At 70.1% G+C, this 11,773-nt stretch carries 10 protein-coding genes; all 10 read left to right on the plus strand.

Features of this window, described 5'->3' with window-relative positions:
• Positions 1–18: 18 nt before the first annotated feature.
• The 10 genes from I6H87_RS22075 to I6H87_RS22120 all read left to right on the plus strand — a co-directional run bounded on the left by I6H87_RS22075 (position 19) and on the right by I6H87_RS22120 (position 11,722).
• Positions 19–1,170, plus strand: coding sequence for an acetyl-CoA C-acetyltransferase (locus I6H87_RS22075; protein ID WP_011616736.1), 1,152 nt, complete (start codon positions 19–21; stop codon positions 1,168–1,170).
• 10 nt (positions 1,171–1,180) lie between these two features.
• Positions 1,181–2,065 carry an SDR family oxidoreductase gene (locus tag I6H87_RS22080; RefSeq protein ID WP_010813973.1) on the plus strand — a complete coding sequence of 295 codons (885 nt, stop codon included), beginning with the start codon at positions 1,181–1,183 and terminating at the stop codon, positions 2,063–2,065.
• A gap of 11 nt (positions 2,066–2,076) precedes the next feature.
• Entirely contained in the window at positions 2,077–3,240 is a 1,164-nt protein-coding gene (locus I6H87_RS22085; protein ID WP_011616737.1) for an acyl-CoA dehydrogenase family protein, read from the plus strand.
• Positions 3,237–4,439, plus strand: coding sequence for an acyl-CoA dehydrogenase family protein (locus I6H87_RS22090; protein WP_010813971.1), 1,203 nt, complete (start codon positions 3,237–3,239; stop codon positions 4,437–4,439). Before I6H87_RS22085 ends, I6H87_RS22090 begins: the two co-directional genes overlap by 4 nt.
• Positions 4,436–5,239 (plus strand): SDR family oxidoreductase, encoded by an 804-nt coding sequence (locus tag I6H87_RS22095; protein WP_011616738.1) that lies wholly within the window; start codon positions 4,436–4,438, stop codon positions 5,237–5,239. Before I6H87_RS22090 ends, I6H87_RS22095 begins: the two co-directional genes overlap by 4 nt.
• Before the next feature lie 40 nt (positions 5,240–5,279).
• Positions 5,280–5,735: a MaoC family dehydratase gene (locus tag I6H87_RS22100; RefSeq protein WP_010813969.1), complete on the plus strand. Its 456-nt coding sequence runs from the start codon at positions 5,280–5,282 to the stop codon at positions 5,733–5,735.
• Positions 5,736–5,748: 13 nt separating this feature from the next.
• Complete coding sequence (locus I6H87_RS22105) at positions 5,749–6,951, plus strand: acetyl-CoA C-acyltransferase (RefSeq protein WP_011616739.1); 1,203 nt, start codon at positions 5,749–5,751, stop codon at positions 6,949–6,951.
• 70 nt (positions 6,952–7,021) lie between these two features.
• Positions 7,022–7,987, plus strand: coding sequence for a WD40/YVTN/BNR-like repeat-containing protein (locus tag I6H87_RS22110; protein WP_011616740.1), 966 nt, complete (start codon positions 7,022–7,024; stop codon positions 7,985–7,987).
• Positions 7,988–8,015: 28 nt separating this feature from the next.
• Positions 8,016–10,457 (plus strand): efflux RND transporter permease subunit, encoded by a 2,442-nt coding sequence (locus I6H87_RS22115; protein ID WP_011616741.1) that lies wholly within the window; start codon positions 8,016–8,018, stop codon positions 10,455–10,457.
• A gap of 86 nt (positions 10,458–10,543) precedes the next feature.
• The gene (locus I6H87_RS22120) at positions 10,544–11,722 is read left to right on the plus strand and encodes an NADH:flavin oxidoreductase (protein ID WP_371852264.1); all 1,179 of its coding nucleotides are present in this window, start codon (positions 10,544–10,546) and stop codon (positions 11,720–11,722) included.
• Positions 11,723–11,773: the final 51 nt, after the last annotated feature.

Here is an 11,773-nt window from a genome sequence, read left to right on the forward strand (position 1 = left end):
CCAAAGAGAACCAAGACCATGAAAGACGCCTATATCGTTGATGCCCTGCGCACGCCCACCGGGCGCCGCAAGGGCGGACTGTCGCACATGCACGGCGCCGACCTGGGCGGCTTCGTGCTGGCCGAGCTGGTGCGCCGCAACGGCATTCCCGCCGAGGATTATGACGACGTGGTGTTCGGCTGCGTCGACACCATCGGCCCGCTGGCCGGCAATATCGCCCGCAGCGCGTGGCTGGCCGCCGGCCTGCCGCTGACGGTGCCGGGCGTGACCGTGGACCGCCAGTGCGGCTCGTCGCAGCAGGCCGTGCACTTTGCCGCGCAGGCAGTGATGAGCGGCACGCAGGACGTGGTGATCGCCGGCGGCGTGCAGACCATGACCCAGATCCCGATCTCGTCGGCCATGCTGGCCGGGCAGGCACTGGGCTTTGCCGACCCGTTCTCGGGCAGCAAGGGCTGGCAGACGCGCTTTGGCGATGCGCCGGTGTCGCAGTTCCATGCGGCGCAGCGCATTGCCGATCACTGGAAGCTGTCGCGCGAGGCCATGGAAGCCTACGCGCTGGCAAGCCATCAGCGCGCCGCCGCGGCCATCGAAGGCGGCCGCTTTGCGCGCGAGATCGTGCCGTGCGCAGGCGTGAAGCATGACGAGACCCCGCGCCCCGATACCACGCTGGCCAGGATGGCTGCGCTGGAACCGCTGATGCCCGGCAGTTCGCTGACTGCGGCTGTGTCCAGCCAGACCGCCGATGCCGCCGCCGCGCTGCTGATCGTCTCGGAAGACGCGCTCAAGCGCTACCAGCTCAAGCCGCGTGCGCGCATCGCGCATATGAGCGTGCTGGGCGACGACCCGCTGTGGATGCTGACCGCGCCGATCCCTGCAACCAGACGCGCACTGGAGCGCAGCGGCCTGCGCCTGGCCGATATCGACGTGGTCGAGATCAATGAAGCGTTCGCCTCGGTGGCGATGGCATGGCTGGCCGAAACCGGCTACGCGGCCGAGCGCACCAACCCCAACGGCGGCGCCATCGCACTGGGCCACCCGCTGGGCGCCACCGGCGCGCGCCTGATGACCACGCTGCTGCATGAGCTGGAACGCACCCGCGGGCGCTACGGCCTGCAGACCATGTGCGAAGGCGGTGGCCTGGCCAACGTCACCATCATCGAACGCTTGTAAGGAGACCGCCATGGGAATCTGCGACGCACGCACCGTCATCATCACCGGCGCCGGCGGCGGGCTGGGCCGTGCCTATGCGCTGGCCTTCGCCGCCGAGGGCGCCAACGTGGTCGTCAACGACATCCGGCGCGAGGCGGCCGAGGCCGTCTGCGCGGAGATCCGTGCAGCCGGCGCGAAGGCAAAAGCGGCGCTGGCCAGCGCTGACGACATCACGCAGCTGGCCACCGCGCAGCGCATCGTCGATGCCGCGGTCGAGGCCTTCGGCGAGGTCCACGTGCTGGTCAACAACGCCGGCATCTGCCGCGACCGCATGTTTGTCAGCCTGACCGAAGCGGACTGGGACGACGTCATGCGCGTGCACCTGCGCGGCCACTTCTGCCTGGCCAACCTGCTCGCCAAACGGTGGCGCGATGCCGCCAAGGCCGGCCGCGCCGTCGACGCGCGCATTATCAACACCAGCTCCGGCGCGGGCCTGCAGGGTTCTGTCGGGCAGTCCAACTACGCCGCCGCCAAGGCCGGCATTGCCGCGCTCACGCTGGTGCAGGCCGCCGAGCTGGGCCGCTATGGCATCACCGCCAATGCGCTGGCGCCGGCGGCGCGCACCGGCATGACCGAAGACGTGTTCGCCGACATGATGCGGGCGCCGGCCGACGGCTTCGACTACTACGACCCGGCCAACGTCGCGCCGCTGGTGGTGTGGCTGGGCAGCGCCGCCTCCGCGCAGGTCAACGGGCGCATGTTCGAGGCGGCCGGCGGCATGGTTTCCGTGGCCGACGGCTGGCGCACCGGACCCAGGACCGACAAGGGATCGCGCTGGCAGCCGGCCGAACTGGGCGCAGCCGTGGCGGAACTGCTGGCGCAGGCGCAGCCGCCCCAGCCGGTCTACGGCAGCTGAGCGCGACGGCCATGGACTTCTCCCTTAGCCTCGAACAGCAGATGGTACGCGACAGCGCGCGCGACTACCTCGCCGCGCACAGCGATTCGGCGGCGGTGCGGCGCGTGACCGAGGCGGGCGCCGCGCACGACGAAGCGCTGTGGCACGCGGTCGCGGGCGAACTCGGCTGGTGCGGCATCGCACTGCCCGAAGCCGTGGGCGGCGCCGGCCTGGGGGCGCCCGGGCTGGTGCTGCTGCAGGAACAACTGGGCCAGCGCCTGGCCTGCGTGCCGTTCTGGTCCGCCGTGTGCGTGGCCGCGCCCTGGCTTCAGGCCAGCCTGGGCCCGCGCGGCAGCGCGCATTGGCTGGAACGGCTGGCGTGTGGCGAGCTGCGTGCCGCCGCGGTGTTGCCGGACGATGGCGGCTGGCAGTACGACGGCGTCGCCATTGGCGCGCAGGCGGGCGCGGATGGCTTCGTGCTGCGCGGCTGCGCCGCCCAGGTGGCCGATGCCGCCGGCGCCGACTGGCTGCTGGTGCCGGCCCGGCTCGAAGACGGCGTGCCTGCGCTGTTCCTGCTGGAGCCAGCAGCACTGGCACAGGATGCGCGAATCATGCTGGCGCCGCTCGATACGCTGGACCGCACGCGGCCGCAGGCCGCGCTGCGGCTGGACGGGCTGCCCGTGCCCGCCAGCGCCTGCCTGGCGCGCGCGGACGCGGCGGCGTTTGGCCTGGCCCAGGCCTGGTGGCACGGCAAGCTGATGCTGGCGGCGGAGCAGCTTGGCGCGGCCCAGCAATGCCTGGACCTGACCGTAGCTTATGCCTCGGAACGGATCCAGTTCGGGCGCGCCATCGCCTCGTTCCAGGCGGTCAAGCACCGCTGCGCGCAGATGATGGTGCTGGTCGAGGCGGCGCGCTCGGCGGTGTATGGCGCGGCGCAGGCGTGGGAAACGGGCGAGGTGGCCGATGGTACCGGCATCCGCCTCGACATCGCCGCCGCATCCGTGGCAGCCGACGATGCCCTGCGCTTCTGCGCGCAGGAGGCCATCCAGTTGCATGGCGGTGTCGGCTTCACCTGGGAATACGACCCCCAGCTCTATTTCAAGCGCGCGCAGGCCGCCAGCCACTGGCTGGGCGGTGCCGGCGCGGCGCTGGCGTATCTCGCAGCAAATGGCCCGAACGCGTGGAGGACAGCATGACAGCGAATCAAGAGGCGGCATTCCGCGCCGAAGTCGCGCAGTGGATGGCCGCCAACCTGGCCGGCGAGTTCGCCTGCCTGAAGCACCGCGGCGGCCCCGGCGACGAAGAGGCCTATCCCGAACTGCGCAAGGCGTGGGAGCGCCGGCTGGCCGAAGGCGGCTGGACCGGCCTGGGCTGGCCGCGCGCGCATGGCGGGCGCGAGCTGCCGGTCATGCAGCAGGTGATCTTCCATGAGGAATACGCGCGGGCAGGGGGGCCGGGCCGCATGGGCCATATCGGCGAGGGGCTGATCGGCCCGACCCTGGTCGCCTTCGGCACCGACGACCAGAAGGCGCGCTTGCTGCCCGGCATCCTGAACGGCACCACGTTCTGGTGCCAGGGGTATTCGGAGCCTGGCGCGGGCTCGGACCTGGCCAATGTGCGCACGCGGGCGGAGCGCGATGCGGCCACCGGCGACTGGCTGGTGAGCGGCCAGAAGGTGTGGACCTCGCTCGCGCACGATTCGGACTGGATCTTCGTGCTGGCGCGCTGCGAGCCCGGCTCGCGCGGCAGCAAGGGCCTGGTCTTCCTGATGCTGCCGCTGGACCAGCCCGGCATCGAGATCCGGCCGATTCGCCAGATGGGCGGCGGCGCCGAATTCAACGAGGTGTTCTTCGACGGCGCACGTGCCGCCGCCGCCGATGTGCTGGGCGCGCCCGGCGATGGCTGGCGCATCGCCATGGCGCTGCTGGGCTTCGAGCGCGGCATCTCCACGCTGGGCCAGCAGATGCAGTTCACGCACGAACTGGAATGGGTGGCGCAGGCCGCGCGCGACAACGGCAGCAGCCGCGACGCGCTGGTGCGCCAGCGCATCGCGCGCGCCTGGGCCGGCCTGCGCGTGATGCGCGCCAATGCGCTGCGCATGCTGGCGGGCGCGGCGCAGGCGGGCCAGGACGGCGGCACCGCGCTGCAGCGCGACGCGCTGATCTACAAGTACTACTGGTCCAACTGGCACCGAGACCTGGGCCAGCTGGCGCTGGACGTGCTGGGTCCGCTGGCCAATGTGCTGGACGCCGGCGACACGCGCCGCACGCGGCTGCAGCAGATGGCGCTGTTCTCGCGCGCCGACACCATCTACGCCGGCACCAACGAAATCCAGCTCAACATCATCGCCGAACGCGGCCTCGGCATGCCGCGCGAAGCACGAGGACAGTCATGACCCTGAACACCGAAATCCCCAGCGGCCCGGCCTATGTGCCTGGCCATCAGTTGCTCGCCGGCAAGAGTGTGCTCATCACCGCCGCGGCGGGCGCCGGCATCGGCTTTGCCGCCGCGCGCCGCTGCGCCGAGGAGGGCTGCCGCGCGCTGATGATCTCCGACGTCCATGAGAAGCGCCTGGCCGAAGCGGTCGGGCGCCTGCGCGCGGAAACCGGCCTGCAGGCGATCCATGGCCAGCTTTGCGATGTATCGGATGAAGCGCAGGTGCGCGCACTTGTGGCCGCCGCCGAAGAAGCCTTGGGCGGAACCGACGTGCTGATCAACAACGCCGGCCTGGGCGGCTCGCGCCGCCTAGTTGATATGGACGATGCCGAGTGGTCGCGCGTGATCGATATTTCCCTCACGGGCACCTTCCGCATGACGCGAGCGATGTTGCCGCACATGCAGGCGCGCCGGCGCGGCGCCATCGTCAACAACGCCTCGGTGCTGGGCTGGCGTGCGCAGAAGGAGCAGTCGCACTACGCCGCGGCCAAGGCCGGGGTGATGGCGCTGACGCGCTGCAGCGCGATGGAAGCCGCCGAATTTGGCGTGCGCATCAATGCGGTGGCGCCCAGCATCGCGCTGCATGACTTCCTGAAGAAGTCGGCGCCGGCCGACCTGCTGCGCCAGCTCAGCGAGCGCGAAGCGTTCGGGCGCGCGGCCGAGGTGTGGGAGGTGGCCAATGTGATGGTATTCCTGGCCAGCGACTATGCCTCGTACATGACGGGCGAGGTGCTGCCGGTGAGCAGCCAGCGGGCTTGAAGGGAAACAGTTGGGACCGGGAACAACGCAGGAACCAGACATGCCAAGAATCTTCCGTTCTGCCGAAGACATCCACGCCGCCGTCGGCCAGCGCCTCGGCGAGAGCGCCTGGACCCAGATCACCCAGGAACAGGTCAACCAGTTCGCCAATGCCACTGGCGACCACCAGTGGCTGCACGTGGACCCGGAGCGCGCCGCGCAGGGCCCATACGGCGCCTGCATCGCGCACGGCTACCTGACGCTGGCGCTGGTCAACCAGTTCCTGCCGGAGCTGGTCACGGTCGAAGGCATGAAGTGGGGCGTCAACTACGGCTGCGACAAGGTGCGCTTCCCGGCGCCGGTGCGCGTGGGCGCGCGCGTGCGCGGGGTGGGGGAACTGGTGCGGGCCGAGACCTTGCAGGGCGGCGTGCAGTCGGTGGTGCGCATGACCGTGGAAATCGAAGGCGGAGACAAGCCGGCCTGCGTGGCCGAGACCATCAGCCGCTATTACTTCTGAACAGGAATCCAGAATGAAAGAAGCAGTCATTGTCGCCGTCGCGCGCACACCGATCGGCAAGGCCTTCCGCGGTGCCTTCAACGACACCGAGGCCCCGGTGCTGGGCGGCCACGTGGTGCGCGCGGTGGTGGAGCGCGCCGGCGTGGATCCGTCCGAGGTGGAAGATGTGCTGATCGGCGCGGCCGCGCAGCAGGGCACCCAGGGCTACAACCTGGGCCGCCTGTGCGCTGTGGCGGCCGGCCTGCCGGACAGCGTGCCCGGCATGACCATGGACCGTATGTGCGGCTCGGGCCTGATGACGATCGCTGCGGGCGCCCGCGCGATCCAGTGCGGCGAGGCCGACATCATCATCGCCGGCGGCGCGGAATCTATCTCGCTGACGCAGACCAGGCACAAGAACAGCTACCGCGCCCAGTCCGAAGCGGTGCTGGCGCGGCAGCCGGCAGCCTATATGGCAATGATCGAGACCGCCGAGGTGGTGGCGCGCCGCTATGGCATCAGCCGCGCCGAGCAGGACGCCTACGCCTGGCGCAGCCAGCAGCGCACCGCCGAGGCGCAGCGGCGCGGTGCCTTCGATGACGAGATCGTGCCGCTGGAAACGCGCCGCGCGCTGTTCGACAAGGCCGGCACGCTGACCGGCCACGAGACCGTTCGGCTTGCGCACGACGAGTGCAACCGGCCCGATACCACGGCCAGCAGCCTGGAGGCGCTGAAGCCGGTCTGGAGCGGCGGCCAGGCGGTGGCCGCCGGCGAGCACATCACTGCCGGCAATGCCTCGCAGTTGTCGGACGGCGCCGCCGCGGTGCTGATGATGAGTGCCGACGAGGCCCGCCGGCGCGGCCTGCGCCCGCTGGGCCGCTACCGCGGCATGGCGGTGGCGGGCTGCGCGCCGGACGAGATGGGGATCGGCCCGGTATTCGCCGTACCCAGGCTGCTCGCGCGCCATGGCATGACGGTGGCCGACGTGGGCCTGTGGGAGCTGAACGAGGCCTTTGCCTGCCAGGTGCTGTACTGCCAGCAGAAGCTGGGCATCCCGGATGCGCGCCTGAATGTCAACGGCGGCGCGATCTCGATCGGCCATCCGTTCGGCATGTCGGGTGCGCGCATGACCGCGCATGCATTGATTGAAGGCCGGCGCCGCGGCGTGCAGCAGGCAGTGGTGACCATGTGCATCGGTGGCGGCATGGGTGCCGCCGCGCTGTTCGACGTTCTGTAATTACAAGCAGCCCCTGCAGGGACGGCCCGCAACGAGGCCGCCTGCCATCACTCCAACCGGAGGAGACATCATGAAACGACTGATCGGCGTCGCCATGTCGCTGGCCGTGCTGGCCACCGCGGTATGGGCCTTCGCGCCGCGCCCGCTGCCGCCGTTCGCGGCCACGACGCTGCGCCCGGACGGCCTGCAGGTCAACGGCATCGCGCGCGCCGGCGAGCGCCTGGTGGCAGTGGGCGAGCGCGGCCAGATCCTGTTCAGCGACGACCAGGGCGGCAACTGGCGCACGGCCGTGGTGGATCATCCGCAAGGCGCCGCGCTGACCCAGGTGGCCTTTGCCGACAGCCGCCACGGCATGGCGGTCGGGCACAGCGGCTGGATCTTGCGCACGGAAGACGGCGGTGCGCACTGGCAGCAGGTGGCGTTCGACGCGAGCTCGTCCGATCCGCTGCTCGGCGCCTGGGCCCAGGCGGGCGGCCCGTGGTTCGCGGTCGGCAGCTTTGGCCGCTTCCTGGTCTCGCGCGACCAGGGCAGGCACTGGGAGCCGGCCGCAGACAAGGCCATGCAGGACCGCCACCTCAACGGCATTGCCGGCGACGGGCAGGGGCGCCTGATGCTGGTCGGCGAAACCGGCCTGGTGCTGCGCTCGCCCGACGGCGGCAGCCGCTGGGAGGTGGTGAAGTCCCCCTACGAGGGATCGCTGTACGGCGTGCAGCCGCTGCGCGATGGCGCCTGGCTGGCCTTCGGCATGCGCGGCAACGCCTTGCGCAGCGAGGACTTCGGCGCCACCTGGCAGGCCGCGGACACTGGCCTCAAGACCTCGTTCTTCGGCGGCGTCGAGCTGCCCGATGGGCGCATCGTGCTGGCCGGGCAGGGTGGCACGATGGTGATGTCCGCCGACGGCGGGCGCCACTTCACCGCCCTGCCCGCCGGCAGCCCGCAGACCCTGGCCGCGCTGGCCCCTGCCGGCAAGGACAAGCTGGCGCTGGGCGGCAATGGCGGCCTTGCCGGCGCCACGCTCGCCGCCAACCCCCGCTGACCCTGGCTTACCGAATGCGAGAACGATCATGACCCGCCCCCATTCCTCCGGCCGCCTGGGCCGCCTTGTCGATGCCTGCGCCAGCCTGCTGATGCACCGGCGCCGCCTGCTGCTGGTGCTGTGCCTGGCCGTGACCGTGGCGCTGGGCGCCTCGGCCACGCGGCTGCGGCTCGATCCCGGCTTCAACAAGATGATCCCGCTGCAGCACCCGTTCATGCAGGTGTTCACCAAGTACGCGAGCACCTTTTCCGGTGCCAATACGGTGCTGCTGAGCCTGCGCTGGAAGGGCGACGGCGATATCTACAACGCGGCCTTCATGGACAAGCTGCGCCGCGCCACCGATGACGTGTTCTTCATCCCCGGCGTGGACCGCTCGCGCGTGTTCTCGCTGTTCACGCCCAATGTGCGCTACACCGAGGTGACGGAGGCGGGCTTTCGCGGCGACGTGGTGGTGCCGGGGCGCTTCTCCGGCACGCCGGCCGAGCTCGACAAGGTGCGCCGCAACGTGGCGCGCTCCGGCCAGATCGGCCGCCTGGTCAGCAACGACCTGAGGTCCGCGCTGATCCGCGCGGAATTGCGCGAGACCGATCCGGCCACCGGCAAGACCATCGACTACGGTTCGGTCGCGCGCCAGCTGGAGAAGATCCGCGGGGACTTCAGCGGCACCGACGTCGAGGTCAATATCGTCGGCTTTGCCAAGCTGGTGGGCGATGTGGAAGAGGGCATCGCCGGCGTGATGGGCTTCTTCGCGCTGGCCTTCGCCGTGACCGCGCTGCTGCTGTGGCTGTACACGCGCTCGCTGCGTATCACGCTGCTGTCGCTGGCGGTGGCGCTGCTGCCCGTGGCCTGGCTGCTGGGCCTGCTGCCGCTGCTGGGCTACGGCATCGATCCGATGTCGATCCTGGTGCCGTTCCTGATCTTTTCGATCGGGGTCTCGCACGCGGTGCAGATGACCAATGCCTGGAAGCAAGAGGTGGTGCAGGGACATGGTGCGCTGGACAGCGCCAGCGCGGCCTTCCGCAAGCTGTTCATCCCCGGCACGGTCGCGCTGCTGACCAACGCGCTCGGGTTCATGGTCATCATGCGCATCGAGATCGACATCGTGCGCGAGCTTGGCATCACCGCCTGCCTGGGCGTGCTGCTGATGATCGTGACCAACAAGGTGTTCCTGCCGATCCTGCTGTCGTACACGCGGCTGGAGCCGTCGGCGCTGGCATCGGCGCAGGCCCGGCGCGCGCACGGAACCGGCGGGCTGTGGCAGAAGTTCGGCGCGCTGGCGCGTCCGGGCCCGGCGCTGGGCGTGTTCGTTGCCGCGCTCGCGTTGCTGGCGGCCGGCGCCATCGATTCGCGCGGCCTCAAGATTGGCGATGTCGGCAGCGGCGCACCGGAACTGCGCGCGGATTCGCGCTACAACCGCGACAGCGCCAGCATCGTGAGCCAGTACAACATCGGCTCGGATGCGCTGACCGTGGTGGTGGAACCCACCGGCTTCGACGACGGCTGCCTGCACTACCCGGTGATGAGTGCGGTGGAACGCTTCGAGATGCATATGCGCGGCGTGTCCGGCGTGCAGTCGGTGGTGAGCGTGTCGTCGCTGGCCAAGGTGGTGATCGGCGCCTACAACGAGGGCAACCCGCGCTGGGAGGCGCTGCCGCGCAGCAGCGAGGGCCTGAGCCAGGGCGCCAAGGCCTTCGACCCGGACAACGGCATGAATACCTCGAACTGCCAGGCCATCCAGGTGCTGATCTACACCGCCAACCATGAGGGCGCCACCATCGCCCACATCATCCGCGAGATCCGCCGCTTCACCGCCGCCGACAAGACCCCCAACGTGGCGTTCCGCCTGGGCGGGGGCAATATCGGCGTGATGGCGGCCACCAATGAGGCCGTGGAAGAAGCCGAAGTGACCATGCTGCTGTCGATCTTCGGTGCGATCACGCTGCTATGCCTGCTGACGTTCCGCTCGTGGCGCGCGGTGCTGTGCATCATCGTGCCGCTGACGCTGGTGTCGGTGCTGTGCAATGCGCTGATGGCGCGGCTTGGCATCGGGCTGAAGGTGTCGACGCTGCCGGTCATCACGCTGGGCGTGGGCGTCGGCGTGGACTACGGCATCTACCTGTATGAGCGCATCCAGCACCAGATCCGCGAGGAAGGGCAGGCCCTGCCGCAGGCCTTTGCCGAGGCCATGCGCCAGCGCGGTTCGGCGGCGCTGTTCACGGCGCTGACGATGTGCATCGGGGTGGGCACCTGGGCCTTTGCCGCGCTCAAGTTCCAGGCCGACATGGGTATCCTGCTGGCCTTCATGTTCCTGGTGAACCTGTTCGGCGCGGTGTCGCTGCTGCCGGCGCTGGCTGCGTGGCTGGGGGTGGAGGAAGAAGAGCGTGCGCGCGTGGCCGCCGGTGGTGCCGGTGGCGCCGCGCGCGGCGAGACGGTGCCGCCGGCGCACGCCCTGAAATCCGACGCGGTGTAAGGCCGATGACCCGGAGAGACAGCATGCACGATCACCAGGCTTACGCGGCGGCGGCATTCACACCGGTCCGCATCGGCCCGCTCACGCTGCGCAATCGCATTATCAAGGCCGGCGCCAACGAGGGCATGACGCCGCAGGGCCTGCCGACCGAGGCGCTGGTCAGGCACCACCGCGAGCTTGCCGCGGGCGGCGTGGGCATGACCACGGTGGCGTATGCGGCGGTGGCCGACGACGGCCTGACTTTTTCGCACCAGCTCAGTATGCGCCCGGAGCAGGTTGCGCACCTGCGCGTGCTGACCGATGCCGTGCATCGCGAAGGCGCGGCGGCCTGCCTGCAGATCACCCATGCGGGCTCGTTCACCACCATGCGCCATGGCGGCAGCCGCGCGCCGGGCAGTGCTTCATCCGGACTCAATGCCTTTGGCATGCTGCATGGCGTGTATTTCCAGCGTGCCATGCGCGAGGCGGACATGGCGCGCGTTGCCGGCCAGTTTGCCGCCGCGGCGCGGCTGGCGCGCGAAGCCGGCTTCGACGCGGTGGAAATCCACATGGGGCACGGCTACCTGCTCAACCAGTTCCTGTCGCCACTGAGCAACCGTCGGCGCGATGCGTTCGGCGGCAGCGTGGAGAACCGCACCCGCTTTCCGGCCGCGGTACTGCGCCAGGTGAAGGACGCGGTCGGCGCCGAGCTGGCGGTCTGCTGCAAGCTGAGCGTCAGCGACGGCGTGCCGGGCGGCAACGAACCCGCGGATTCCGCCGTGAGCGCGCGCCTGCTGGAGGCGGAAGGCGCCGACCTGCTGACCCTCAGCGGCGGGCGCAACGTCGAGAGCCCGTGGGCGCTGTTCGGCAGCCCCATGCCCACGGCGCAGATGAAGGCCGCCGCACCGACCGCGGTGGCGCGCTTCGGCATCACCATGCTGGAGAAGCGCACGCCGCGCGCGCTGGCCTTTCGCGAGCTGTACTTCCTGGAGGCGTCGCGCGTGGTGCGGCGGGCGGTGCGCATGCCGCTGGCCTATATCGGCGGCGTCAAGTCGATCGGCAATGTCGCGCAGCTGATGGAAGAGGGCTTCGACTGCATCGCGCTGGCGCGCGCGCTGATCCACGATCCCGCACTGGTCGCCAACTGGCGCAGCGGCGCGGTGGCGCATTCGGCCTGTGACAGCTGCAATGGCTGCGTGGCGCGGATCTACGATCCGGCCGGTGTCAGTTGCGTGCATGGCCCGGGCAATGACCCGGCGCTGACGAAGATTGCCGCGCTGCAGTAGTCCGATGGGACGATGAGCCGCCGGCCAGACGCTCTTATCTTGAAGGTCCCA

Source organism: Cupriavidus necator, assembly GCF_016127575.1.
Lineage (GTDB): Bacteria > Pseudomonadota > Gammaproteobacteria > Burkholderiales > Burkholderiaceae > Cupriavidus > Cupriavidus necator_D.